This is a genomic window from Nitrosopumilus ureiphilus (assembly GCF_013407185.1).
Lineage (GTDB): Archaea > Thermoproteota > Nitrososphaeria > Nitrososphaerales > Nitrosopumilaceae > Nitrosopumilus > Nitrosopumilus ureiphilus.
This window is the reverse complement of record NZ_CP026995.1, coordinates 1,099,058-1,123,667: the sequence shown is the minus strand read 5'-3', so window position 1 is coordinate 1,123,667 and position 24,610 is coordinate 1,099,058. Positions and strand designations below refer to the sequence as shown.

The 24,610-nt window shown below is 34.0% G+C and carries 29 protein-coding genes; 19 read left to right on the top strand and 10 right to left on the bottom strand.

Annotation, left to right across the window (positions count from 1 at the left end):
• The 4 genes from C5F50_RS06745 to C5F50_RS06730 all read left to right on the top strand — a co-directional run bounded on the left by C5F50_RS06745 (position 1) and on the right by C5F50_RS06730 (position 2,167).
• The gene (locus C5F50_RS06745; protein WP_179370634.1) at positions 1-144 is read left to right on the top strand and encodes a hypothetical protein; all 144 of its coding nucleotides are present in this window, start codon (positions 1-3) and stop codon (positions 142-144) included.
• Positions 134-448 (top strand): hypothetical protein, encoded by a 315-nt coding sequence (locus tag C5F50_RS06740; RefSeq protein WP_179370633.1) that lies wholly within the window; start codon positions 134-136, stop codon positions 446-448. Before C5F50_RS06745 ends, C5F50_RS06740 begins: the two co-directional genes overlap by 11 nt.
• Positions 449-539: 91 nt before the next feature.
• Complete coding sequence (locus C5F50_RS06735; RefSeq protein ID WP_179370632.1) at positions 540-1,211, top strand: CDC48 family AAA ATPase; 672 nt, start codon at positions 540-542, stop codon at positions 1,209-1,211.
• 401 nt (positions 1,212-1,612) lie between these two features.
• Positions 1,613-2,167, top strand: a complete 555-nt coding sequence (locus C5F50_RS06730; RefSeq protein ID WP_179370631.1) for a hypothetical protein — start codon at positions 1,613-1,615, stop codon at positions 2,165-2,167.
• A gap of 18 nt (positions 2,168-2,185) precedes the next feature.
• On the opposite strand, the gene ilvD is transcribed toward C5F50_RS06730, so the two are convergent.
• Positions 2,186-3,859 (bottom strand): dihydroxy-acid dehydratase, encoded by a 1,674-nt coding sequence (gene ilvD, locus C5F50_RS06725; protein WP_179370630.1) that lies wholly within the window; start codon positions 3,857-3,859, stop codon positions 2,186-2,188.
• 99 nt (positions 3,860-3,958) lie between these two features.
• On the opposite strand from ilvD, the gene C5F50_RS06720 reads away from it, so the two are divergent.
• Positions 3,959-4,150: a hypothetical protein gene (locus C5F50_RS06720; protein ID WP_179370629.1), complete on the top strand. Its 192-nt coding sequence runs from the start codon at positions 3,959-3,961 to the stop codon at positions 4,148-4,150.
• Between the two features lie 10 nt (positions 4,151-4,160).
• Here the strand turns inward: C5F50_RS06720 and C5F50_RS06715 are convergent, their stop codons facing one another.
• The 3 genes from C5F50_RS06715 to C5F50_RS06705 form a co-directional block, all read right to left on the bottom strand.
• On the bottom strand, positions 4,161-4,757 hold the full coding sequence (locus C5F50_RS06715; protein ID WP_179370628.1) for a protein-disulfide isomerase: 597 nt from the start codon (positions 4,755-4,757) through the stop codon (positions 4,161-4,163).
• Positions 4,758-4,943: 186 nt separating this feature from the next.
• Complete coding sequence (locus C5F50_RS06710; protein ID WP_179370627.1) at positions 4,944-5,780, bottom strand: DUF6036 family nucleotidyltransferase; 837 nt, start codon at positions 5,778-5,780, stop codon at positions 4,944-4,946.
• Positions 5,777-6,688, bottom strand: coding sequence for a hypothetical protein (locus C5F50_RS06705; protein ID WP_179370626.1), 912 nt, complete (start codon positions 6,686-6,688; stop codon positions 5,777-5,779). Before C5F50_RS06705 ends, C5F50_RS06710 begins: the two co-directional genes overlap by 4 nt.
• 391 nt (positions 6,689-7,079) lie before the next feature.
• On the opposite strand from C5F50_RS06705, the gene C5F50_RS06700 reads away from it, so the two are divergent.
• Positions 7,080-7,523, top strand: a complete 444-nt coding sequence (locus tag C5F50_RS06700; protein ID WP_179370625.1) for an HIT domain-containing protein — start codon at positions 7,080-7,082, stop codon at positions 7,521-7,523.
• Entirely contained in the window at positions 7,520-7,855 is a 336-nt protein-coding gene (locus tag C5F50_RS06695; protein ID WP_179370624.1) for a hypothetical protein, read from the top strand. The genes C5F50_RS06700 and C5F50_RS06695 overlap by 4 nt, the downstream gene beginning before the upstream one ends.
• On the opposite strand, the gene prf1 is transcribed toward C5F50_RS06695, so the two are convergent.
• The 3 genes from prf1 to C5F50_RS06680 all read right to left on the bottom strand — a co-directional run bounded on the left by prf1 (position 7,767) and on the right by C5F50_RS06680 (position 10,419).
• Positions 7,767-9,044 (bottom strand): peptide chain release factor aRF-1, encoded by a 1,278-nt coding sequence (prf1, locus tag C5F50_RS06690; RefSeq protein WP_179370623.1) that lies wholly within the window; start codon positions 9,042-9,044, stop codon positions 7,767-7,769. The genes C5F50_RS06695 and prf1 overlap by 89 nt on opposite strands.
• 65 nt (positions 9,045-9,109) lie before the next feature.
• A complete protein-coding gene (locus C5F50_RS06685; protein WP_179370622.1) occupies positions 9,110-9,754 on the bottom strand; it encodes a DsbA family protein in 645 nt (214 codons plus the stop codon).
• Positions 9,755-9,789: 35 nt separating this feature from the next.
• Positions 9,790-10,419: a DUF4443 domain-containing protein gene (locus C5F50_RS06680; protein ID WP_179370621.1), complete on the bottom strand. Its 630-nt coding sequence runs from the start codon at positions 10,417-10,419 to the stop codon at positions 9,790-9,792.
• Positions 10,420-10,509: 90 nt separating this feature from the next.
• Here C5F50_RS06680 and C5F50_RS06675 point away from each other — a divergent pair, with 90 nt between their 5' ends.
• From C5F50_RS06675 to C5F50_RS06645, 7 genes are all read left to right on the top strand, one after another.
• Complete coding sequence (locus C5F50_RS06675; RefSeq protein WP_179370620.1) at positions 10,510-10,725, top strand: CbtB domain-containing protein; 216 nt, start codon at positions 10,510-10,512, stop codon at positions 10,723-10,725.
• A 12-nt stretch (positions 10,726-10,737) separates the two neighbouring features.
• On the top strand, positions 10,738-11,469 hold the full coding sequence (locus C5F50_RS06670) for a CbtA family protein (RefSeq protein WP_179370619.1): 732 nt from the start codon (positions 10,738-10,740) through the stop codon (positions 11,467-11,469).
• Between the two features lie 71 nt (positions 11,470-11,540).
• Positions 11,541-11,870, top strand: a complete 330-nt coding sequence (locus C5F50_RS06665) for a helix-turn-helix domain-containing protein (protein ID WP_048116142.1) — start codon at positions 11,541-11,543, stop codon at positions 11,868-11,870.
• Between the two features lie 9 nt (positions 11,871-11,879).
• Complete coding sequence (locus C5F50_RS06660; protein ID WP_179370618.1) at positions 11,880-12,221, top strand: ArsR/SmtB family transcription factor; 342 nt, start codon at positions 11,880-11,882, stop codon at positions 12,219-12,221.
• Positions 12,222-12,293: 72 nt separating this feature from the next.
• Positions 12,294-13,853 (top strand): PEFG-CTERM sorting domain-containing protein, encoded by a 1,560-nt coding sequence (locus C5F50_RS06655; RefSeq protein ID WP_179370617.1) that lies wholly within the window; start codon positions 12,294-12,296, stop codon positions 13,851-13,853.
• Positions 13,854-13,946: 93 nt separating this feature from the next.
• Entirely contained in the window at positions 13,947-16,136 is a 2,190-nt protein-coding gene (locus C5F50_RS06650; protein ID WP_179370616.1) for an FTR1 family iron permease, read from the top strand.
• Complete coding sequence (locus C5F50_RS06645; protein ID WP_179370615.1) at positions 16,126-18,246, top strand: hydantoinase/oxoprolinase family protein; 2,121 nt, start codon at positions 16,126-16,128, stop codon at positions 18,244-18,246. Before C5F50_RS06650 ends, C5F50_RS06645 begins: the two co-directional genes overlap by 11 nt.
• Positions 18,247-18,280: 34 nt before the next feature.
• On the opposite strand, the gene C5F50_RS06640 is transcribed toward C5F50_RS06645, so the two are convergent.
• From C5F50_RS06640 to C5F50_RS06630, 3 genes are read right to left on the bottom strand one after another with little or no spacing between them, the layout of a single operon-like run.
• The gene (locus C5F50_RS06640; protein ID WP_246281974.1) at positions 18,281-19,360 is read right to left on the bottom strand and encodes a formate--phosphoribosylaminoimidazolecarboxamide ligase; all 1,080 of its coding nucleotides are present in this window, start codon (positions 19,358-19,360) and stop codon (positions 18,281-18,283) included.
• Entirely contained in the window at positions 19,335-19,544 is a 210-nt protein-coding gene (locus C5F50_RS06635; RefSeq protein WP_179370614.1) for a hypothetical protein, read from the bottom strand. The genes C5F50_RS06640 and C5F50_RS06635 overlap by 26 nt, the downstream gene beginning before the upstream one ends.
• Positions 19,545-19,595: 51 nt before the next feature.
• Positions 19,596-19,769, bottom strand: coding sequence for a hypothetical protein (locus tag C5F50_RS06630; protein WP_246281973.1), 174 nt, complete (start codon positions 19,767-19,769; stop codon positions 19,596-19,598).
• Between the two features lie 115 nt (positions 19,770-19,884).
• On the opposite strand from C5F50_RS06630, the gene aspS reads away from it, so the two are divergent.
• From aspS to C5F50_RS06605, 5 genes are read left to right on the top strand one after another with little or no spacing between them, the layout of a single operon-like run.
• Positions 19,885-21,195, top strand: coding sequence for an aspartate--tRNA(Asn) ligase (gene aspS / locus C5F50_RS06625; protein ID WP_179370612.1), 1,311 nt, complete (start codon positions 19,885-19,887; stop codon positions 21,193-21,195).
• 9 nt (positions 21,196-21,204) lie between these two features.
• The gene (locus C5F50_RS06620) at positions 21,205-21,474 is read left to right on the top strand and encodes a hypothetical protein (protein ID WP_179370611.1); all 270 of its coding nucleotides are present in this window, start codon (positions 21,205-21,207) and stop codon (positions 21,472-21,474) included.
• Positions 21,471-22,916 carry an Asp-tRNA(Asn)/Glu-tRNA(Gln) amidotransferase subunit GatA gene (gene gatA, locus C5F50_RS06615; RefSeq protein WP_179370610.1) on the top strand — a complete coding sequence of 482 codons (1,446 nt, stop codon included), beginning with the start codon at positions 21,471-21,473 and terminating at the stop codon, positions 22,914-22,916. Before C5F50_RS06620 ends, gatA begins: the two co-directional genes overlap by 4 nt.
• Positions 22,913-24,322: an Asp-tRNA(Asn)/Glu-tRNA(Gln) amidotransferase subunit GatB gene (gene gatB, locus C5F50_RS06610; RefSeq protein WP_179370609.1), complete on the top strand. Its 1,410-nt coding sequence runs from the start codon at positions 22,913-22,915 to the stop codon at positions 24,320-24,322. Before gatA ends, gatB begins: the two co-directional genes overlap by 4 nt.
• The gene (locus C5F50_RS06605; protein WP_179370608.1) at positions 24,319-24,582 is read left to right on the top strand and encodes a hypothetical protein; all 264 of its coding nucleotides are present in this window, start codon (positions 24,319-24,321) and stop codon (positions 24,580-24,582) included. Before gatB ends, C5F50_RS06605 begins: the two co-directional genes overlap by 4 nt.
• The last annotated feature ends 28 nt before the right edge of the window (positions 24,583-24,610 follow it).

Genomic DNA, 24,610 nt, shown 5'->3' with positions numbered 1-24,610 from the left:
ATGAAAACTAAATCTTTCAAATGTGAAAAATATACTATGACATTTGATACTGAGATTAGATTACAGAAACACTTTATGAAAACACATCCTCCAAAAAAGAACATTATGAACAAAAATGGTATTGGGAAAATAAATGAAAACTAGGCTTTTGATTATCTTGAGTATGTTCATAATTTTCTCTCTCTTACTTGTTATCGCAATTCCTGATTTATGGATGAATTATTTTTCATATCCTCAAGTTGATGCAGACATAGTTTGTAAAATGAATGGTGGTCAATGGAATGAGAATGGAAATTATTGTGATGGTATTTTTGATATTTGTGAACGTGTTGGGGGTACTAAAATTTCATGGGATGTTACACCCGAATGTGAATCTAAGATAACTGAAACTGGTGATTCAGTTTGTTTGGATATGGGTTTGATTCACATTTCATGTACATTTCAATAAATCTATATACAGTACTGGTTCAAATCTGTATGGATTCGCTACAAAAGATTAGAACCACTTATGAATATCAGGTATGACTTTTAGTTAGAAAATGAAAAATAATGACTTGGATTTCAAAGTATTAGAGGCGTATACTAGAGACATAGGAAGAGGGATTGCAAGAATAGATCAAAACACTATGGATACTATGTCCATTACAATCGGAGATATTATTGAAATTTCAGGAAAACAAAAGGCAGTTGCAAAATGTGCACCACTATATCCTGCAGATGAGAATAAAAAGATAATACGATTTGATGGTCTTATTCGAAACAACTGTAAAACTGAAATTGGAAATCAGGTGTTTCTTCGAAAAATTAAGACAGCAAAGGCAGAGACAATAACTGTGATTCCAACCGAATCCATCCCAGCAATTAATGAAGATTATCTTGCCGATGCTTTGGAAAGTGTTCCGCTTATTTTGCAGCAAAATATCATGGTACCATACTTTGGAGGAAGGTTGACATTTCAAGTAGCTAGTGTTATTCCATGTATTGATGACAATATGGAGGCAGTAATAGTAACTCAGAAAACAATATTTCACATACAGGAGAGTAAGATATCGTTTCCAGAGGAGGGAGACATTAGTGCCAAAAGACAATTCATACTACATCAGTTTTGGAGATTAGAAGACTTGGATAAGGAAGAATTTGATGATTTGATTTCAAGAATGAATAGATTTTACAAAGAACTGAAAAACAAAAAAGATCTAGGAAAACCATGATCAATTCAAACCCATACAAGTTTGAACTATGATGTGTGGATTATGATAGATTCAACTATTCATGCTCTTGAAAACTAATGGACTCTGCAATTTTTGCCAACTCCTCCAAATATGAGAACTATGTCTTCTTCTAATCATAGATTTGCTATTTTAGAAGGACCGTGGGAATTCAAAATAATTCTTTGATGGATAAAAAAATCTTTTTCTGTCATCAAATAACTACATGAAGATATCTATCTATCGTAGACAATAGTAATTTTATAGCATAATGTTATTTTTCTTTCCTGTTGTCTCTATGAATAATTGTTGATCGCTGATCTATAAACCTTGTGAACAAATTGATCATTACTTTTCTGAAAATCTTCAAAATCCTTAATTGATTATTGTTTTATCTTTGGTTCATGAGCCTCCCAAAATACATTGCTAGTATCAAGAGAAAAAAAATATCTCCAAATATCAGACTATATGTTATTGACAAGGACAAGCATTATTTTCTAAATGACGGTTTAATCAAAAAGGGGTTTGATTCAAAATTAATAATATCAAAAAACAGAGACAGTGTTTTATCTGCATTCTCAAAAATGGCTTTTTTATTTGATGAAATAATCCGATTAAGAATAATAAGATATTCTAATCAAAGTGATAGCACTGAACTTCTTTACTTGTTAAATTTAGTTCCAATTAATAGAAAAATTCGAACATTTCTGGATTGGAAAGTCTTCGGCCCTGAATTTACTAGAGTGATGTCACGATTATTTGAAGTAAGAAATGACACTACCCATTGTATTTCTTTAGACGAAGTAAGATATAATCCAAAAAACAAAATTTCGTTGGCAAGTGCATCTGGATTTAAGAAATTTTCATTAGACTTTCAAAAAGCATGGACAGTATTATTAAAAATCTATGTTGAACAACAAAAGAAAATTGATTGGAATAAACTAGAACAAGAAATTTAATTTTATTAGATAGATGTTTTACAGAATTGGCTTTGTAATTGCACCTTGTGCTGCAGAGCCTACCAATGATGCGTATTTGGCAAGTGCTCCATAGGTATAGTTTGGTGCAGGTTTATTCCATTGCTTTCTTCTAGCTTCCAGCTCTTCTTGTGATATATGAAGATCAATTATGTTGGTTTCTGTATCTATTGTAATTTCATCATCATTTTTTACTAGGGCAATTGGACCGCCAACATATGCTTCTGGTGCAACATGTCCCACCATGAATCCACGGGTTCCTCCAGAAAATCGTCCATCAGTTACCATTGCAACTTTTTTGCCTAATCCTTGTCCCACAAGTGCTGCAGTTGTTGCCAACATCTCCCTCATTCCTGGACCTCCTTTAGGCCCTTCATATCTGATTACCACTACTTGCCCTTCATCTATTTCGCCTTTTGCAACGGCATCAAATGCATATTCTTCTCTATCAAAGACACGTGCCTTTCCAGTGAATTTTGTCATCTCTACTCCGGCAGTTTTGATTACTGCTCCATCTGGAGCTAGGCTTCCTTTGAGAACTACTGCAGTTCCTACTTGATGAAGTGGATTTTCAACGGATCTGACAATATGTTGTTCTACATCCGGAATCGTAATTGACATAAGATTTTCTTTGATTGTTTTTCCTGTAACTGTCATGCAATTTTCATTTAACAATCCTTTTGCAAGCAGTTTTTTTAATACAAATGGAATTCCACCAATCTTGTCAAGTGAATTCATTACATAATTTCCTCCAGGCTTCATGTCTGCTAAATGAGGTGTTTTCTTTCTTATTCTCTCAAAATCATCATATGTCAAATCAATATTTACTTCATTTGCAAGTGCAAGCAAATGTAAAATTCCATTAGTTGATCCACCAACAGAATTCAACATAGTTATCGCATTTTCAAATGCTTCAAAACTCAAAATCTCTTTAGGTCTAATATTCATCTCTAACAATTTTGCACATGCAACTCCCGTGTCGTACACCATCTTGTCTCGTCTATTATCTTCTGCAGGTGGACTGGCACTTCCAGGTAATGCAAGTCCTATTGCTTCAGAAATTGATGCCATTGTATTTGCAGTAAACATTCCTCCACAAGAGCCAGAATTTGGACATGCTGTGTTTTCAATATTTTTTAGTGATTCAAGAGATAATTGTCCAGAGTCATATGCGCCAACTGCCTCATACACATCAACTATTGTTAGTTCCTGTCCGTCAAGCATTCCTGGCATGATAGTTCCTCCATAAACAAATACGGATGGAACATTTAGTCTGGCCATTGCCATCATTGTACCAGGCAAACTTTTATCACATCCTGCAATTCCCACTAGTGCATCATATTGATGTGCTCTGACCATCAATTCAATTGAATCTGCAATAACTTCACGTGATACCAGTGATGATTTCATTCCTTCATGACCCATTGCAATTCCATCACTAACTGCAATGGTTGAAAATTCTCTAGGTGTTGCACCTGCAGCTGTTACACCTTCTTTTGCTTTCAGAGCTAATCTTGGAAGATGGATGTTACATGGTGTTGCTTCGTTTCCTGTATGACACACACCGATAAATTGTTTAGATAAATCATCATCATTTAGTCCCATAGCTTTGTACATTGCTCTTTGGGGTGCTCGAGCAGTTCCTTCTACGACATTTTTGCTAGAAATTTCCATGATATGTAAAAACCACCATTGGCATAATTTAGACTTTGTTGAGAATATTAATTGAAAAAATTTCATTGAGTTTAAATTGTAAACGTTTTTGAGAAATTTGTGGAACAAAAAGCATTAGAATGCCCCGTTTGTAAAAGTAACAAAGCAGCAATAGCCGGAGAAAATGTAAAATTAAGTGGGCGATTTGAAGATAAGGAATTTCTTACAACCGAACTCACTGTATTGCGTTGTACTAAATGTGGATATTACATGTTCTTTGATAAAATGGCTCAATTTACAACAAAAGAATAATCCGAAAGATCTACTTGGCTAATTCTCTGTTTTCTAATTTTAGCAAAAGCGCATCTATTTCTTCAGGGGTCTCAGCACCATATGCGATTAGAATTTTGTCGTCTTCTTGGATTTCAAGATCTCTAATATCTGGCAGTTGTTCTCCGTTTACGTAGAATACTAGTTTGTAATCCTCATTCGTACAGAAACTTCTTCCATCTTGGAATACAAAGCATTGATCATCTAGACCTAGAGATAGCGTGTCAAATAGATATCCTAATGTCACTCCTGTTGCATGTTTGTGGATTGTAGTCCCATCTCTTCCTTCAAAATGAATCCAACTTGATTTTATTTGATAAGCAGGAGCTGAAAAATCAAATTCATCACCAAAAATCGAAACAATAATTCCTGCATGTGCATGTTCACTGCCTAATGCACCTGCATTTTCTGGACCGCCTGGTACGTTGTCTGTCATATTGACAAATATCCATCCGGCATATCCTACAATAACTGCAATAACAGATAACACTCCAACTGCAATGAGCGTCTGTTTTCTTTTTTCTGCTGAATGCCTAGTAGCGTAATTGTCTCGTTTTTGTTCACGCTCTCTTCTTTCTTTTCGACCCATAGGATGTTTTGCGTTTGAAAATTGCCCTAATTAATCATTCGAAGACAGGGAAGGCCATACGTGTATCTTTGAAAATGGAACTGAAAGCTTCTCCTGCTGGCTAGAGTTTCAAATTCCAACGCTGAATTTCTTGATAAACTAAAGTCATCAATCTCCTTTCTAGAAGAAAATTAACAAAATCGAATGCTAGTTACCTTTCTTGTTTATTGAATATAGGTGGGGTTTTCCGATTATTTTTCTTGTCACAAAATTTCTCTCTTCAAGTACTTTCAATTGTTTTCTTGTCCAAGACGCCGAATAGTTGTACTTTTTCTTCACTTCTTCTATGATTTCATCTGTTGTCATTTCTTTCTCTCCGATTACTTTTGAGAATGCAACCTCAAGAACGTAGACGTTGCCGTGCTCTGCCATTGTCTTTATGATGGGTGAATCAATGCCGTATTCTGACTTTAATTCCAATAACTTACTTGCAAGAGCATCTGCCCATCTTCCTGCTTGCTTTTGAGAAAAACACTCACTTTCCACTGTCTTCCAGTCTATTCCACCTTCTGCCAATATTCTCATGTCCTCAAGATCATCTAGCCTTTCTGTAATTCCCTTGAAAAGAAGGATGTCTTCCGGTGACATAAGATAGACCTTAAGATTTCCAAATTCCTTGTAAAACTCAGCCCTTGATTCCATGGTGTCGCTTATCTCCAAGGCATTGCATACTATCCTGTCGAAAATGTCAAACCGCATCCCGTCAGGACGCTCCATTACCATCCAGGCACCAAGACTTCTGTAATCACTTCCAATGTCCTTGACATTCTCAAATCCTACCGCCTTCATTGCTTTGACCAGTGTTTTTACCTCGTCGGTTGATTTGACAACAATGTCTATGTCCTTGGTAGCTGCTTTAGTACCACGGAATGTCATGGAGCAGCCTCCTATCATGTTGACTCTTGCTTTCTTTGCAAGTTTTGATCCTATGCTATCTAACGCATCTACAAGCTCTTCTTCACCGAATCTGTTTCTATCACTCATACTCTTAATCCATATTCTTTGGCTTTAGATGCAAACTCTTTCCATGTTGGAAAATACTCTGGCTTGTATGCTCCTTTAGTTTCAAAATACTTGTATACTTCATCTATACGATTCTTTGTTCCATATTTTTCTGCTGTGTTATACAGATACTTTTTATTCATTTTTTTCTCATTCTTCTTCCAAACAAGCAAAACAGGCAAAACTACTCTTTGCGACAATGGTATCAAGAATGTGTGTATTATGGATTTTTCAAGCCCTCTCTGTTTTTCTCTTGGAGAATGATAATGATATGATGATGTCATGAATAATTTTATTCCAAATTTTCCAAAAACTGAAGGGCCAGTTAGATGAAAGTTTCCCTCATCTCCTTTTTTTGTGCTACTTTCTATTATGAACACGTCGTTTTGCTCCCATAGTATCACATAGTCCTTGCTGAAATTCTTTGCAGACTTTGTATTCATATAGTGTCTGAATTCTATCACAAAGTCTTTCAATCTTTCAAATCTCTGAGAAATACTGTATCCTTCCTCTCTCTTCTGTACGACCCCTAGTTTTCTTAATTTTGATATGGTTCTTGCAGCAGATGGTTCTGATACGTTGCAGTTTTGGTGAATTTCTTTTATTGTTGCAAGTTTCAAAAAACCAATTGCTGATAGAACCTCTAAAACAGAACCAGACAGATACTTTTCAAATTTTATGTGTTTGAATTCTAATGACATGTCTCTGAAGAGGAGGGCGTGTTTTGAATCGGATAATGCTATTTTCTTTGTCTTTCCTGATCTGGATATGTTGACAAATCCTTTTTCTTCAAGTGATGCCAAAGTCTTGCCTATCATAGGTGCTAAGATCTTGGTTTTATCTGCAAGATAGATTGTGGTAGTGACTCCCTCTGTGCTTATAGTGCTCATACATTTGATTTCACTTTCGGTCATGATTAGTTTGGTCATTTTCATCATCTCTTATTCTATATCAAGATAATTAATTATTATTTAAATAATTTAATGTTTTTGATATAAAATGTAAATAATTATCTTATGTTGCCTGCAAGGTCGTAACTCGAACTTAAATTAAGGGCCTTGAACTAACTTGACAAGTTCCCTCAAGGGTCTTTATTAACAGGGGTGGCATGTTTTTCTCACATTCAGGCGATACGTGTTATTTTTGATTATCCTTATCAATAATGTGTGTGCGGTTTAACATTAAATTGTAAAATCTACCTTATGAGAACCAAACTATGCTCAATCTACATAGATTCCATTCGATAAAAACAATAAATAAAATCACAAAATGCTGATCATTATGGGTTGTATTTTTTGTGACATCTTGAATGGAAAAAGAGATGGACATTTACTCTATGAAGATGATTCTCATATTGCGTTTTTAGATAAATATCCAATTGATATAGGTCATAGTTTGATTATTCCTAGAACTCATCATGAAAGAATTACTGATATGGATTCAGAAGATGTGGGAAAAATCTTTTCACTTGTTCCAAAAATTGCAAATGCTATTTTAAAAGCAACAGGTGCTGATGCATTTAGTCTAGGTCAAAATAATGGTAGGGCTGCAAAACAGATTATTCCTCATGTTCACATACACATTATTCCAAGATATAATAACAAAGGGACAGTTTGGACTAAACGACAAATTTCAAGCGAAAGTGAACTTGTTGAGCTTTCAAAAAATATTCGTAGTTTTATGGAATGTGGGCGGGAAAACCCAAACCCTTCAGGGTTGGAATGAAAGCGAACACGCCACAACTCAAAGCAAAACACAATCAAATATCCAAATACAATATGCGTGTAAGAAAACCAATGACATATGATACCACAGGAACTGTGGGAATCATCAAAATACAAACGCCTGAGTCTGAAAAGACAATCCCCGACCAAGGGATGCGAGAGCCACAAACGTCTGCGAAAGCAACTTTGAGGCTCGATGAAGCAGGAAGAAGCCACGATGCTTTAACGAGTGGTAGTTCACTAGTTAACCGTGACCTGGATTATATCTCAAAATTGCACCAATTTTTCCCAAACTTGCAAGCATATTGCCATGTTCTGCACTTCCTGAAATAACTTCTAACTGAGAACCCGTCTTTGCAGCCAACAATTCTAGGTAATCTACAATGTCTTGTTCGTTTACTTCTACTTCCATCGCATTACATCCTGGACAAGGATTATTTGCAAATTCTGTTTTTTTAGGAATGACTTGTGGTCTTTCCACAATTTCTTCTTGAAAGTGTTTACATCTTTTACATCTCCCTTCCACTCTGTGCAAATTCGTGTTATCTGTAATTAGTACAACCTTAACAACATTGTTTTTTAGATATTCTACTACTTCTTGTAATCCATATGATCCTTTTCCTGAATTTGTGTTTATCTCTCTAAACAAATCTTCTACTAATCTTTTTTCTTCTACCATCCTAAAGTCCCCTAGAATGTCTGATGATTTTGCAAAAGCTTCTCTAATTCCTTCGGCCCCTGAATATGATGCATCGATTGTGTTGATGATCATGTTTTGTAATCTGTATTCAAGATAGTTTCCATTAATGAAATCCTCTTTTGTTGGACCTGGGCCTGAAATTACCAATCCTTTGATTGGATAAATATCAATGAAGTATTCTCTAGTAGTTTCAGCAACTCTGTTAAAATAATATGTTAGTTCCATCTCTCTGAGTTTTTGAAATCTTTTTGCAGACTGTCCTCCTTGTCTGTGCTTTCCTGCAACTCCTGAGCCTGTTTGAGCTAAAACTTCTATTTTGTCTCCGTGCAACAATCCCCACCCCGCATCTTTTGCATCAATTGCCAAGAATCCGATTAGATTGTCATCTTTTAGCATGTCCTTTAGGATATCTACATGAAAATGATCATCACATCGATACAAATACTGATTCAGATCTTTTGGTGGTTCAATCTCCCAGACTGTCACAACTTCACTTCCTAGTGGACCTCCGCCTTCTGGCGGTAACGCTCCACAAAAAACTACTAATCCTTTTTCTGGTGTTTTTTTGTACATTTTTAATCTCTGAACAACTTTACCTAACGAATCAACTACGTGTGATCTTGTAAGATCTGATTTGATATTATCAGCAGTTCCTTGCTCTTGCTGAAGCGAGCCAATAATTTCGTGAAGTTGCTTTCCTTTAGGAATGTATACTGTAATTAGTTCAGTTCCTCTTCCAGATTTTTTTGATAATTCTTCTAATGTTTTTCTAATTTTATAGAGTTTAACTGAATCTTGTTTTTCTACGTCAATTTTCTTCATTCGTGCTTACTCCAGATCATGCGAATATTAATTTTGATTGTATTCATTCTGACTTTTTTTCCAAATTATAATTCATCAAATGTTTTTAGAAATACTTCGAGTGGTTGATTCCCTCTAATTTTGATTATTTTTTGATCATTGAATACCAAAAATGATGGTGTTGCATCAATCCCTATCTCTTTTCCAAATTCGTGCAGAGCAATGACTTTTTCTTGGTATTTTTCATCATCTAGACATTTGTTAAATTCTTTTACATCTAAATTGGTTGAAACCGCAAATTTATCAAGAGATTCTCTTGTAATCCATCCTGTTCTTTCTCCACCCCAATTTTTATACAACTCATCATGGTACATCCAATATTTTCCTTGATCATTTGCACAATATGCTGCCTCTGCAGCTAAAAATGAATCAGGACCATTTAGTGGAAAATCTTTGAAAACTAGTTTTACTTTGCCTGTTTTGATAAAATCTTCATTGATAATACCTAATGTATTTTCATGAAATTTGTAACAAAAAGTACATTGATAATCACCCCATTCTAAAATTGTTATTGGTGCATTGGATTCCCCCATTATTGGTGAGCCATTATTGATCAATTTTGAAATTGTGAATAATTTTGAATCGTTTTCAGTTTCAGGAAAAAATACCATTAACATTCCTGTGATAATTCCTATAATTACAGGAATTGCTAACAGATAGAGTTTTGTCATATTTTGAGAAACATTTCTGCAACTAAATATCTTCGCTAATTCGTAGCCAAAGTCCACAATGCAGAATTCTTTGCAGAAATTTCTGCAACAAAAGGATCGTCTGATGATGAAATAATTATTACGTCTCCTTCTTCTGGGGCCAGATTTTCTAAAATGTGTTTTTTCGTTTTTTCATCTTTTCTAAAACAATCTCTATTGTCTCCAGGAAAAACAAATCTGTTCTCCTTAAACAAAATTGTTGTACATCCTGAGGAACCATACAAAACAGCATAATCTCTTTGCTCTAAACCCGATTTAATTGAAAAATCATAGTTTTTTAGAATTATTGCATGATTATTTTTCCCGATAACTAAATCGCATTTTTTAATTTTACATTCATTTGGAATGACCTGTTGAATTTGTTTAGATATCTTTTCACCTTTCTCCGTAAGGAAGCTTCCTGATTTTGTAGTCTCTATCATTTTTGCTTCCTTTAGATGTGAAATTAGGGTTTTAACTGCACCTTCACCTAAATGAATCTCTTTTGCAAATGTTGCCCTGCTGACAAATTTCTCTTTTGATAATAACTGAAGTGCTTTGAATACATGTGGTATGCTAAATGTTAGAACTTTACTTGATCCTTTCCTTGAAACGATGTTTTGTAAAATTTGAATATTTTTTTTCAAATCTTTTCTGATCAAATATCTAGTCTAAATTATTTATAAATTGGACAAATTATCCAAGTGCTTAAATAGATTCAGATGTTGCTTTGATTCATGTCTGAATCAAGACAAATTAATGTGTCCAAGACTGGTATTTCAAAACTAGCAATAGTTGCGCTAGCTATAATCTTTGCAGCAGGATTATTTGTTGTAGGATTTGATCAAGGACACATCTTTAGTTTAGTTTATGGTGATCAAGCCTTTACTGATCTTTACATCCATGAACTCACTCATGATATGAGGCATGCAGCAGGTTTTCCTTGTCACTAGGAGTTCATTTTCATGAAAACATCTCTTTTTATTATAATCGTATTAATTTCTGGGGCTTTTGCAGGATTCATTCACGGAACAGTTAATTTTGCAATTGTTGAACCCTATCTTGATCAAGCCATCGGAATTGAAAATCAAAATCTTTTTGCAACTGGCGATGAGGAAGATACGCCAGAATTTTGGGTAGAATATGAAGGGTATCGAGTTTGGCAAAAAAGTGGGCAGATACTTGCTGGAGTGATTCTGGGAATATCTGTAGGTGCATTATTTGGAATTGTATTTGCATTATCTCGAAATTCATTGCCTGGAAATAATGACCGCAAAAAGGCACTAGTATTAGCTGGAGTTATGTGGTTTACTATTTACATAATTCCATTTCTCAAATATCCTGCAAATCCACCTACGGTGGGTGACAGTGAAACTGTAGTGATAAGAGCAATTCTGTATCTTTCTTTTATAGCAATATCTGGAATTGGTGCAGTTGTTTTTTACAAATTGTCAAAGAAATTTCAAAACAAGAAAAAACTTGTATCTTTAATTGGTTACGCTGTTTTCATTTCTGCGGTTTTTTTTGTAATGCCAGAAAATCCAGATGAAATTACTGCCTCCATGAGTCTGGTTAATGAGTTTAGATTGATGTCTGCACTGGGTGTTACTTCATTTTGGGTATCAATAGGTGTCATTCTTGGATTCTTGTGGAATCGATTTGAATCTCATAAAGAAACAACACCTCATTATAATTGAATGTTCTAATTCTTTAGAATGAGAACGGAAACATCTCGTTTAAATACCTGAAAATAATTTTTGATATTTGCATGTCAAGAAGAATAACTTTGCCACAATTGAAAAAATATGATATTACTCAAAAAGTAATTGAAGCGTTGGCAGATTCTGAATCTAGAGCAATTTTGTTTTCCATAATTAAAAAAGGCAATACAGCTGCAGAACTTTCCGTTAAACTCAAAATTCCTCTTAGCTCCGTTTACAAAAAATTAGGAGATCTTGAAGAGCTTACATTAATTGAAGTTGAAAAATGGCTGTTATCTGATAAAGGTAGAAAATACAAAGTTTACCGAAGCAGAATAAGTAAAGCAGATATCTCTATTAGAAAACCTGAGCCTACACTTACATTAGTCTCAAACTGAGTGGGTTTAATGTCAAAACCTAACATCATTCAATTATCTGAATTTGACATAACTCAAAAAATTATTGAATCTCTTAGTAATGTTTGTACACGAGCAGTATTGTTTTCTGTTAAAGATACTCCAAAAGATGCAACTCAACTTTCTAAAGAATTAAGCATATCACTATCTACAGTATACAAAACACTTTCTAACTTGGAGGATCTTGCCCTAATTGAAGTTGATCAATTCATAATATCTGGAGAGGGCAAAAAAATAAAACAATACAAAAGTCGTATTGGAAAAGTTGAAATCACGTTGACTGAACTTGAACCTGTTTTGAATTTATATCCTAACAAAAACACTAATGATTAATGTTCTAACGATTTAGAATAAGATAATGGAATCTAATAATAGTTCTAATACATAATCATCTTTTGAAGAGGTGTGAATAACTTAAAAATTATTTTGGGAATAGCCGTGATTAGTTTATTGATTTCTGGAATTCCTCCAGGTTATTCATTTACATTGGGTGAAGAATGGGCATCAATCAAGTCATTACTTTCTGATGCTGAAAAATCATCTCAGATTAACGATGCACTAGATAAAGTAAATCAAGCAAAGTCAATATATGAAAATAATTTCAAACAAGCCGCATTAGAATCAGATCCTGCAAGCAACACTTTGATTGAAAATGCATTTTCAGATATTATTTCTAATCTCAATTCTGGTGATGTTTCTATGGCTGAATTAAACCGACAAATTGTAGATAAGACCATTTACACTATAGCATATTTGAAAATTGATCAATCCATAAAAACACAAAATTCAGAACAACTTTTGAATTGGTATTCTGTAATGGAAAAAAAATTCAAAATATCTGAAAAAGAATCATTTGTAACTAATCATGCCATTGAAGAGATCACTGCTGATGCTGATGAAATTGAAGAGTATGGAGATGTAATACGAAATGAATTGTTGGGAATTTTTAAATTAAAAATAGTTGAAGAGCTGGAAGAAGCAGTTGGTGCACTAGAGAAAGAAGATGTTGCCAGTGCTAAAAAATTCACCTATGAGGGATTATACTATTATAGAACACTACACCCATCTGTAATTGAAAAATTAGGTGAAGAAACTGCATCAGAATTATTGCATGAAATGGAAGAATCTGTTGCAACTACATCGAGTGAGACTAGCATCCTTGAAATGAAAAATAAGCTTGTTCAGATTACTGAAGGGGTTGAATTAATTGTAAGAGAATATGAAGGACAAGATCTTTCTAGTGTGGGGTTGGCATTATCTGCAATCAGGGATAGATTGAATCTTGTAGATGAAGAATATGCTGATGCTGTTGATGGTGGAAAAATAATTAATCAGGAGGAATATGATGAGACCCTTGTATTTTTGAATAAAGCAATCACCTTATTTGAGACTCATTATGATTCTTTCAATGAAATCTCAAATACCGATACTGAGGCTTTGAAGAATAATCTAAACCAAATAAAATCCATTATTGATTCTAAAGGAAATCCATCTGAAATTGGCATCCTTGTTGCCAAGTCTCAAAATAATGTTGCACAATTAGCTGAATTGTATGGTGGTGTTGAGGAAATCACTTCTTTAGAATATGTAGCAAAAATTAAAGATTTGTTAAATGATGTCAAGGAACATTATGCTTTAGGACATAATGATATGGCATTACAATTTGCAACTACTGCATATCTTGATAATTATGAATTCATTGAGGGTGATCTAGGATATCATGATCCTGAATTAATGGAAAAAATTGAACATGATCTAAGGGAAGAATTAAGAGAGATGATCAGGACTGGGGCGCCTTCTGAAGATGTAAATGCTCATGTAGATATGATTCTTGAAGATTTAACTATCGCTGAAAAAATTGTTCCAGAATTTGGTACAATTACACTGCTTGTTTTACTGGTATCCATTACCACTGTCGTTATATTTTCAAAAAAACTTAATCTTTCAATAATCAAAATACCCTGATTCTATACCTTTAGAATGAAAATCTGGTTTATAAGTTGAGTTAAGAGATTTCTTACATTGATCTCCAGTGGGCATTTTAGGATCATATTTTTTATGATTTTAGTGTCATCGTCAGTGCCTAATTTGCCAATATTTGCAGAAACTTCGGATGTTGATACCGAAGTACTTTTCATAAAAGAGTTTTTGTCGGTTTCAGTTTCCTTGATTGAACAAAACATAACAGATGGAAATATCGATAATGCCAAGAATATTTCAAAAATTGTTTCAGAGATTTTCCCCCATAGTTTGTCTTATCTAAGAGAATATGATTCTGAACTTACTGATGAAATCCATGTAATACTATTAGACATGCATAGCCAAATTGGAAAAACTGAACAAACTATTTTGCTACAAGATATTTCTAATTTGCAAGATCTGGTAGAAGATTATAATCCACAAAATCCAAATATTGGTAAAGTTGTTTCTAAACTATTAACAATAGTTGACGAACAATATCAAATTGCATATATTGATAATAATGATTCATCGTATTCACTTTCTACCATTCTAGTAAATCATTCATCCGATTTGTTTGAATTAACTAATTATAATGACCGATTAAGTTTGGAGGTGAAATCATTTCTTGATGAACTAAAATGGAAATTAGAAAATAAAGATGATTTTGTTTCTATAGGAACTCTCATCACCGCAATTAATAGAGATCTTAATGGTACTGAGACAGTAGTTTATGACAAACAGAATATTTATCAAACAATTCATGAACTCTATGATGAACTAGTAATATCATTGAATGGTGGTGATTATCAAAGAGCTGAAGAGCTTGCCATAGAAGCATATTTAGAAAATTTTGAATATCTAGAAGCCGACATCGAAGTAGTTGATTCAGAACTTCTTTATAAATTAGAAATTGATATGAGGGAGGAACTTCGTCAGATGATAAAAAATAAACAAGATTCAGATAGGATTATCCTCTTTATAGAAAAATCCATTTTACCTGATCTTGAATTGGCCGAACAAAAAGTGTCTGACTCTGATATCTTTGAATTGACAATTGAAGCTAATGCGTTTTCTGATAAAAATTTGAAAGAAATGGGTGATGCCTCCGAAGATGCAAAAACAGGAGTAAGAAATGAAATAGATTTCATTCGAGATACTTTGGAAGTATTACTAATTCAATATGAAAATGGAGACTATGAATCAGCATATACATCCGCAAGAACCGCTTATCTTGATAGCTATGAATTTGTTGAAATTCCATTACGTGCTATTGATCCTGATTTTACTTTAGAAGTAGAATTTCAATTTGCTGAACTTCGAAATTCTATAAAACAACAAGCAGATTATGAACAAATTCAAGAATTAACTATTGCAATTAAAAGAAATCTTGATGAATCTGAGAGAATTGTAAGTGGGACAGGTACTTTGGCCCCTTCAATTGCTTTCACATCCTCATTTGCAATTATATTCAGAGAAGGTTTAGAATCTGTTCTGATTTTAGGCGCAATTGTCACATACCTTGAGGCATCCCGAAATACTCAATACAAAAAATACATCTATTATGGAATTCTGGCAGCAATTGGTGCAACAGCTGTTACTTGGGTAATTGCTTCATATATTATTGATATTTCAGGCGTTAATAGAGAATTAATTGAGGCAATAGCAGCATTATCTGCGACCGCTGTTTTGTTTTATGTCAGTTTCTGGGTTCTGAATAAAATTGAACATAAAAGATGGATGGAATTTGTAAAAGCAAAAGTTTGGCAAGCAACTACTACTGGAAGCGTTATGGTTTTTGTCATGTTGTCTTTCTTTACTGTGTACAGAGAGGGGTTTGAAACTGTCCTATTCTATCAAGCAATGTCTGGATTTGCAAAATACATGGAGGTTTATGTCGGACTAGGATTTGTTTTAGGAATTGCTTCTTTACTTGTTCTTTATTTCATAATGAAAAAATTAGGCAAAAAACTGCCATTACGAGCATTATTTGGATTGACTATGGGCGTAGGCGCATATCTTTCAATTGCATTTTTAGGTAATGCAATTCGTGAATTACAAATTATTGAAATTATTCCATATACAGGACTAATTGGAATAATTCCAAGATTGGATATCAACTTGGCAGCAATGACAGGCATTTATCCTACACTTGAAACAATAGTTGCCCAGATAATCTTGTTTGGGATTTATTTAGTTGCATCAACATATGTCTTGATAATGAGACCTAGAAAAGAAAATCAATTGGCTTCTATGAGAAAATCTAGAGGGATTGCTAGTGATACCTAAAAAAAGAATTAGAGTGGGAATTGATGTAGGCGGAACATTTACCAAAGCAGTTGCAATTGATGCAAAAACCGGAAATATTTTGGGGAAATCAACTGTTCCGACAACACATGTTTCTGAAAAAGGAGTCTCTGAAGGCATTGTTTCTGCATTAACAAAACTTCTTGCAGATACAGGAATTCATATTGATGAAATTGAATTAATTTCACACAGCACTACACAAGCAATTAATGCATTACTAGAATCTGATACATCAAAAGTGGGAATTATAGCCATGGGTGTGGGCCCTTCTAAAAAAGATGTGATAAAACGAACTAATTTGCAAGATTCCTCAATCAACACTAATCAAGATATCAAAACTGTATATGAATTCCTAGATACATCTCATTTAATTACTGAAGAAGAAGTCGAAGAAGCAATTTCACGTTTAAAGGATAAAGGAGCAAAAGTAATTGTTGCAACAGAAGCATTTGGTGTAGATGATCCATCAAATGAATTATTTGTCATGAATAGATCGACTAAACAAAATCTTCCTTCTACTGCATCTCATGAGATTTCTGGTATCTATGGATTAGAAATTCGAACATTAACTGCTGCAATTAATGCAAGTGTTTTACCTAAAACATTCCAAGTAGCAAATTATGTGGAAGATGCAATACGTAAAACAGGAGTTACTGCACCATTAATGATAATGAAGGGGGATGGAGGAGTTTCCAGTATGAACACCTTTAAGAGAAAGCCAATTCTTACTGTTCTTTCAGGACCTGCCGCTAGTGTTGCAGGTGCACTTTTACATCTTAAAATAACAAATGGAATTTTTGTTGAAGTTGGAGGAACTAGTACTAACATATGCATTATAAAAAATGGTAAACCTGAAATTCGATATGTCACTGTGAAGGATCATCCTACATGTATTCGTTCAATGGATGTCAGAATTTTAGGAGTTGCAGGAGGAAGCATGGTTGGTTTGGACAAAAACAGAATATCTCATGTTGGTCCTAGAAGTGCCCATATTGCTGGTTTGAAATATTCATGTTTTGCAGATCCTAAGGATATCAAAACAGGAAAAATCATTTTGGTAAAACCAAAACCACATGATAAGGCAGAATATGTTGCTATAGAGTGTAATCAAGGTACATATGCAATTACTAACACGTGTGCAGCCAATGCCTTAGGAATGATTGAAGAAGGTGATTATTCTCATGCTAATCAAGAATCTGCAAAAATTGCTTTGAAGATACTTGCAGAACATGTTGGTGTATCTTACCATGAAATTGCGATGTCTATTATTCAAACTGCATCATTTGAAATTACAAAAACTATTAGTAATATTTTAAAAGAATTCAAAATGAATTCTTCAACCACTAAATTAATCGGGGGTGGCGGTGGTGCTTCAGTACTAGTTCCTTTTGTTGCAAAACAATTAGGAATAAAATATGAACTTGCAGAACATGCCGAAGTAATTTCTTCTATAGGTGTTGCATCTTCAATGCTTCAAGAGGAAATAGAACAAACTATGATTGAACCAACTCCTGAAAGAATTTCTCTAGTTCATAAAAAAATACATGCTATGTTAGTTGACAAAGGCGCAGTACCAGAATCTATTGTTATCGATAGCAAATACATTTCAGAAAAATCACTATTACGTGTAACCGCCGTTGGAAATGTTGAATTGGACAGTGTTGAAACATCCAAGAATATTTTTACATTAGAAGATGCCAAAAAACGAGCTAGTGAAATTATTGATCTTTCAGTAGATCTGATTGATTTAAGCTATGAAACTGATCATTATTTTGTATTTACAGGACATATAGAAGTCAAGAAATTATTTAGCAAAAAAAATCAACATCATATTTTAGTTTTAGATAGGTATGGCAAACTGAAACTTTCTATAAAAAACGGAAAAATTTTCCAAGGTGGAAAGATTTCTGTATTAGAAGAATTAGATGAATTCTTAGAATCTCGACATTCCGACATTGCACCTCAAGTGTACCTCCTCAATGATCTGAAATTAGTGGACTACTCTAGTCTTACTTCACCTTCACATATTTTGGATGGTGTCAGGTTAGAGTTAGAAGAGTCTGAGAAAGCTGCAGTATTGATAGAACTGTGAGTGTTCTTGAGGATTTTTTTAAAACTTGAACAGTTTAGGTAGTAATTTTTTCTAACTGATTGTTTGCTAATGCCATCTTTATTTCACGGGCAATTCTTTTCCCCATACTCATAGACTCATTAAACAGTAATGAGTAATATGGCGAACCATCCATGTAGATATTGGTTCCTGCAACAATTCTTGCTGAAAACTCAAAAGATGTGAATTTTGCATTTTCATTATAAACACCCTCTATACAAAATGGGCCATTCATTCCAGGTGACACCATTCTCTTTGATGCCTCTACAAAATTTTCTCCCATGTTGTAAACCTCCTCTAAAAGTGATTCTCTTAAAACCAGAGGGCTATTACCGATTACGTTGAACGATGGAACTTTGTTTGATTTTAATTGTTGTTCTGAGGGAATTCTAGCAATACCTTCGATGTCTGATTCATGTCTTTGATCAACACCAAAAAACTCCAACTCTTCTTTTAATGGAGAGTAAAAGAATTGCAAATATGCCAGCACACCTGCTGCATATTCTTGAATGTAAAGTGCTTCATCCTTTGAAATGACTCCATCTGCAATCAATTGATTTCTTTTTGTATTGTAATCTTCTTCATTTGCTGCCATAAAGTACCCTTTTCCACCTGCAGCACCTTGTCTTTTGACAATCACTAATTTGTTAATGTCTTTAGGATCTGTTACTGGTTTTGGTACTGGAAGTTTTGCTTCTACCATCAGTTTTTCTTTCATTTCCCTGTCTGATTCCCATCTCAGAATCCATTTGTTTCCAAACACAGGAGTTTTGATAGATTCAATTTCCTCAGAACTCATTTGTGCAATTAACGTACCGTGTGGTATCAAGACAGCTTGATTTTCTTCCAAAATTGATTGACATTTCTGCTCTAAAATCTCTTTAAAAGAGTCTACCAGAATTAATTCATCGATAAATGGGAATCTTCGATACAGTTTTTCTCGCTTCTTTTCACAAACAAGGATAGTTTTCATGCCTTCATCTTTGGCACCTTTGAGCACTTGTAAAGCACAGTGAGATCCTAGTGTTGCTATGGCTGTCATTACGATGTTAACAATAATATTTTGTACCTTATGAACTATGTGCGGATGTGACATATTGGAACACCTCGTCTATTAGTTCAATGCTCAATTCTGTCTTGATGTTTTCTGGAATTACTTTTAGAATGAAATCATACATGGTTGTATTTTTAGGAAGACTGTCCCTTTCTTGTAAAAGTGAAAAAACAGCAATTCCATTTGAAATAATTGCAACCATTTTTTCTTTGTCATTTAATGGCATAACCTTCTAGGAGAATAATGGTAATTTAATGTAAATCTAATTTAAAAGAAATTAGATGACTACTTTGAAAATTACGGTATTTTGGAGTGTTTGAATTATTCCTGTATTTTCATTTAGTAATTCTAATTCTATGTTATAACCCTCCGCCTCTTCTACTGGTTGCTGCATTGCGTGATATCCAACATATGCTGCAGTAATGATAAACATTGCAATAACGAGTCCCATTAGAATATTCATCTTATTTTGATGTGGAATTCCTACCGGCTATAAGCATTATGAAAATTATTGATTTTTTGGTGTAAAAATTAATTACACCATCAAATATGCAATAAAGTAAATTATGATAGAAACTGAATTAGGAAATTTACGTAGATCTCATTATTCTGATGAAATTACTTCCTCCATGGATGGCAAACAAGTTACCATAATGGGGTGGGTTTTGACAATTCGTGGTCATGGGAATATCAGTTTTGCAACTATTCGTGACAAAAATGGAGATATTTCAATAGTGGCCAAAAAAGGAGATTGTCCTGATGAAATACGTGAAACTATCTCTTCACTAAAAGCACATTCTTCTGTTGCCATTACTGGAAAGGTTAAATCTTCAGAAAAAGCACCTAGTGGGTTTGAAATAATTCCTACAGAACTTAGAGTGTTCTCAAATGTTGAAAAAATTCCACCTTTTGAGCCAACTGCAAAAACCGTCAAAAATATTGATACTAGACTTGAAGTAAGGCCAATTGATCTTAGACGAAGTACACTGCAACATATTTTCAAAACTAGGAGTCTAGTTTTAGAATCAATTAGAGATTATTTTGCTAATCAAAAATTCATTGAAATCAATACTCCTAAAATGATTGCAACAGCTACTGAAGGTGGTGCTGCACTATTTCCAATATTTTACTATAACAAAGAAGCATTTTTAGCTCAGAGTCCCCAATTGTATAAAGAACAATTAACTATGAGCTTTGAAAAAGTATTCGAGATTGCTCCGATTTTTAGAGCAGAACCCTCTAGAACTAATCGACATCTTGCAGAGGCAATATCTATTGATTTGGAAGAGGCATTTGTTGATTACAATGATGTGATGAATAGGATTGAAGAAATCATAAAGATTTCAATTCAGACTGTGAATAATTATGTTGAAAGTAATTCTGATGTGGGATTTACAACACCATCCATCCCTGGAGTAATTCCAAGATATTCTTATGATGAATTAGTTGACAAAATGCAAAAAGCAGGTGCAAAAACAGAATGGGGCGATGATCTATATCCCTCTAATTTGAAGAAAATAGGTCTTGAAGGATTCTATTTTATCAAAGATTGGCCCCTTGCACCAAAACCCTTCTATGTGAAGAACAGTAAATCCAACCCCAAAGTTTCTGAATCTTTTGATTTAATGTTTGGAGATTTGGAATTATCATCAGGTAGTACAAGAATTGAAAAACGTGATGAACTAGCTGAAAGAATGAAGAATAAGGGAATGAATACTGATGCCTTTGAATACCATCTGGGAGCATTTGATTATGGTGTGCCTCCTCACGCTGGTTGTGGAATCGGTCTTGAGCGGTTAATTATGGCACTTACAGGCACAGAAAATATTCGAGATGTAACATTTTATCCAAGAGATGTTGACAGATTAACACCGTAGGTGTATTGAATGGTTACTGAAGAAGAAATAGAACATGTTTCAAAATTAATGAAAATAGATATTGATGATCATAAAGAATATGTTGAGAAAGTTCATACGATGATTGATTATTTTGACATTTTAGATTCTGCAGGCGTTGAATCTGAGGAAATTTCCATGCAAGAAATTTCAATTTTAAATTTACGAGATGATGAATATATTCCATTTACTGAAAAACTAATTGAAAAATTAAAACACTACAAGGGAACATATGTTCGTGCACCAAAGATGTCTTCATGAATCTAAAAATCTCAGCTCTTGATTATATACAAGAAGTAAAAAATGGAAATATTTCTGCTGAAGATTTTGTTGCAAAAACTATTGAGCAAATTAAAAATGTTGATGAGAAACTACATGCTTTTTTATCCGTAAATGAACTGGCAGTTGATCAAGCAAAAGAAATTGATAAAAAAATAAAATCTGGTGAAAAGGTTGGTGATTGTTTTGGAATGCCCATATCAATTAAAGATAATTTATGCATCAAAGGAAGTAAGACTACGTGTGCATCAAAGATGCTTGAAGACTTTATTGCGCCCTATGACGCAACAGTTATCAAAAAATTGAAAATACAAGATGCAATATTTGTTGGAAAAGTAAACATGGATGAATTTGCAATGGGCCTTACCACGGAATTTAGTGCATATGGTCCAAGTAAAAATCCATGGAATGCGGAATATGTTCCAGGTGGTTCTTCAGGCGGTAGTGCAGTTTCTGTTAGTGCTTTTGAATGTGTGGCTTCCCTTGGTTCTGATACTGGTGGTTCGGTTAGAAATCCTGCAAGTTTTTGCTCAACTGTAGGATACAAACCAACGTATGGTTTGATTAGTAGATTTGGCTTGATTTCATATGCCAATAGTATTGAGCAAATTGGTCCACTTACTAGAACGGTAAAAGACACGGCATTTATGCTAAATCTAATTTCAGGAATAGATCCAAATGATAACACTACAATAGATAACAACAATGAAGATTATCTTTCAGGCATAGATTTAGGAATTGAAGGGAAGAAAATAGGCATTATTAAGGAAATGATGGGGGAAGGAATAGACCCAGCAGTATTGAGTGCGACAAAAGATGCCATATCAAAACTTGAAGGTTTGGGGGCAATTTGTGAAGAGGTATCGCTGGACATGGTGAAATATTCTGTAGCAGCATACTATACCATTACTGCAACAGAAGCTGGAAGTAATCTTGCAAGATATGATAATCTAAGATATGGTTATGATTTTCCAGTTGAAGGATATGAGTTTAATTCTTACATCTCAAAAGCAAGACGTAATTTTGGTCCAGAGGTTACAAGAAGAATGATACTTGGTGGATTTGTTCCATCTGCAGGTCATGCAGGAAAATATTTTCTAAAGGCATTAAAAGTGAAAAGTAAACTTACAAAAGAAGTTAATGAGGCATTTAAGAAATTTGATCTATTAATTGCACCAACAGTACCAGTACTTCCATTCAAGTTAGGCGAAAAAATTAATGATCCTGTTTCTTTATTCCTAGTTGACATTAATACTGTAACTGCAAATCTTACAGGAAAGCCTGCAATCTCAATACCTTTCTCATATTCACATGGATTGCCAATTGGAATCCAACTTCTTGCAGATTCAAAACAGGACAAACTATTACTTAGAGCAGCTTATGCTTTAGAACAAACTGTCAGTTTACCTGAGGTACCACTATGACCATGATTGGTTTAGAAATTCACTGCCAATTAACAAATTTACAAAGTAAGTTATTTTGTTCATGCAAGGCAAACTATAGGGAGTTTGAAATCAATGAAAACATTTGTCCTATTTGTATTGGATTGCCTGGAAGTTTACCCAGATTGAATAAAGAAGCTGTGAAAAAAGCTACAATCATTGCCATGGCACTAAATTGTTCTACTCCTGAAAAAATTGCTTTTTTTCGAAAAAATTATTTTTATCCTGATCTTCCAAAAAACTTCCAAATAACACAACTTAACATTTATGGAGATACTAGTGTTGGAGGTCCGGGTTCCATCATGGTTGGAGATAAAAAAATTAGAATTACAAGAATCCAATTAGAAGAGGATCCCGGTAGGCTGATTTACGAAGGAAGTTCATCAAAAAATCAAATCACTCTGGTAGATTACAATCGTGCAGGCACACCATTAGTCGAAATTGTCACTGAGCCTGATTTTGAGACTCCAAAAGAAGTACGAGATTTTCTAAATATTTTATCAGATTTACTAGAAAATTTGGGTGTTGCAGATCCTAGTTTAGAGGGTGCAATGAGGGCGGATGCTAATGTTTCAATTAAAGGAGGTAAAAAAGTTGAAATTAAAAATATTGGTTCTTTTCATGATTTAGAAAAAGCTGTGCATTTTGAAATAACTAGACAAGAGAGTTTGAGTTCTCGCAACATTCCCATAATTCAAGAAACACGTCATTGGGATGATAAGCGAAAAATTACTGTCTCCGCACGTTCTAAAGAAGAAGAACTTGATTATCGTTACTTTTTGGAAGGAGATATTCCCTGGATCAAGATTGATCCTCAAATTCAAGAACAATTAAAATCAGAAATGCCTGAAAGCATAAGCTCTAAAAAAGAAAGATACGTTTCCAAATACAACATTCCATCTCAAGTCGCAGATGTATTGTCATCTGATAAATTCTATTCGGATTTATTTGAAGAATCTCATACTGAAAAAACTGCTAAAGAAATTGCAAATATCATCACCACTGATTTAATGGGACTAGTTGACACGAGAGAGAAACGTGAATCATCAAAACTTACTGCAACTCATTTGAGAGAATTATCTGAGTCTATTCAATCTGGAAAAATTTCTAGAAGTTCTTCTAAAAATGCATTATATGAAATTGTAAAAACTGGAAAAGAACTATCCACAATTATTTCAGAATTAGATCTAGGAAATGTCTCTGATGCTTCAGAATTATCTGGAATTATACAACAAGTAATTTCTGAGGAGCCGCAGGCAGTGGAACAAGCAAAAACCAATCCTCAAACGATCAACTATTTGGTAGGAAAAGTTATGCAAAAAACAAAAGGAAAAGCAGACCCTGCGTTAACGTTGGATTTGTTGAAAAAACAAATTGATGTTCCATGACTAAACTATCTTTAGAGGATATTGAATTTATCAAAATTCTTGCAAATTCAGATGCATCTGTTCTTCAGCAAGGCATGAATGATGTTACTAGGCGTAGATTAGATCAACAAATAGGCGTGATTTTGAGAGAATACTACTTTGAAAACACCATGAAGGCTGAAACTAATTGGACAGAAAAATTTCTAAAAGCCGGAATTACTGAAGATGTTGGAAAATCAGCAATTGCATGTGCTCGACGTTTGGGAATAGACATATCGTAAATCTAAAAATCTTTTTACACTCTTTAGG

Coding starts and splice junctions, on each gene's coding strand:
- C5F50_RS06745 (WP_179370634.1), top strand. CDS start 1: ATGAAAACTAAATCTTTCAAATGTGAAAAATATACTATGACATTTGAT.
- C5F50_RS06740 (WP_179370633.1), top strand. CDS start 134: ATGAAAACTAGGCTTTTGATTATCTTGAGTATGTTCATAATTTTCTCT.
- C5F50_RS06735 (WP_179370632.1), top strand. CDS start 540: ATGAAAAATAATGACTTGGATTTCAAAGTATTAGAGGCGTATACTAGA.
- C5F50_RS06730 (WP_179370631.1), top strand. CDS start 1,613: ATGAGCCTCCCAAAATACATTGCTAGTATCAAGAGAAAAAAAATATCT.
- ilvD (WP_179370630.1), bottom strand. CDS start 3,859: ATGGAAATTTCTAGCAAAAATGTCGTAGAAGGAACTGCTCGAGCACCC.
- C5F50_RS06715 (WP_179370628.1), bottom strand. CDS start 4,757: ATGGGTCGAAAAGAAAGAAGAGAGCGTGAACAAAAACGAGACAATTAC.
- C5F50_RS06710 (WP_179370627.1), bottom strand. CDS start 5,780: ATGAGTGATAGAAACAGATTCGGTGAAGAAGAGCTTGTAGATGCGTTA.
- C5F50_RS06705 (WP_179370626.1), bottom strand. CDS start 6,688: ATGAGCACTATAAGCACAGAGGGAGTCACTACCACAATCTATCTTGCA.
- C5F50_RS06700 (WP_179370625.1), top strand. CDS start 7,080: ATGGGTTGTATTTTTTGTGACATCTTGAATGGAAAAAGAGATGGACAT.
- C5F50_RS06695 (WP_179370624.1), top strand. CDS start 7,520: ATGAAAGCGAACACGCCACAACTCAAAGCAAAACACAATCAAATATCC.
- prf1 (WP_179370623.1), bottom strand. CDS start 9,044: ATGAAGAAAATTGACGTAGAAAAACAAGATTCAGTTAAACTCTATAAA.
- C5F50_RS06685 (WP_179370622.1), bottom strand. CDS start 9,754: ATGACAAAACTCTATCTGTTAGCAATTCCTGTAATTATAGGAATTATC.
- C5F50_RS06675 (WP_179370620.1), top strand. CDS start 10,510: ATGTCTGAATCAAGACAAATTAATGTGTCCAAGACTGGTATTTCAAAA.
- C5F50_RS06670 (WP_179370619.1), top strand. CDS start 10,738: ATGAAAACATCTCTTTTTATTATAATCGTATTAATTTCTGGGGCTTTT.
- C5F50_RS06665 (WP_048116142.1), top strand. CDS start 11,541: ATGTCAAGAAGAATAACTTTGCCACAATTGAAAAAATATGATATTACT.
- C5F50_RS06660 (WP_179370618.1), top strand. CDS start 11,880: ATGTCAAAACCTAACATCATTCAATTATCTGAATTTGACATAACTCAA.
- C5F50_RS06650 (WP_179370616.1), top strand. CDS start 13,947: ATGATTTTAGTGTCATCGTCAGTGCCTAATTTGCCAATATTTGCAGAA.
- C5F50_RS06640 (WP_246281974.1), bottom strand. CDS start 19,360: ATGTCACATCCGCACATAGTTCATAAGGTACAAAATATTATTGTTAAC.
- C5F50_RS06635 (WP_179370614.1), bottom strand. CDS start 19,544: ATGCCATTAAATGACAAAGAAAAAATGGTTGCAATTATTTCAAATGGA.
- C5F50_RS06630 (WP_246281973.1), bottom strand. CDS start 19,769: ATGGGACTCGTTATTGCAATGTTTATCATTACTGCAGCATATGTTGGA.
- aspS (WP_179370612.1), top strand. CDS start 19,885: ATGATAGAAACTGAATTAGGAAATTTACGTAGATCTCATTATTCTGAT.
- C5F50_RS06620 (WP_179370611.1), top strand. CDS start 21,205: ATGGTTACTGAAGAAGAAATAGAACATGTTTCAAAATTAATGAAAATA.
- gatA (WP_179370610.1), top strand. CDS start 21,471: ATGAATCTAAAAATCTCAGCTCTTGATTATATACAAGAAGTAAAAAAT.
- gatB (WP_179370609.1), top strand. CDS start 22,913: ATGACCATGATTGGTTTAGAAATTCACTGCCAATTAACAAATTTACAA.
- C5F50_RS06605 (WP_179370608.1), top strand. CDS start 24,319: ATGACTAAACTATCTTTAGAGGATATTGAATTTATCAAAATTCTTGCA.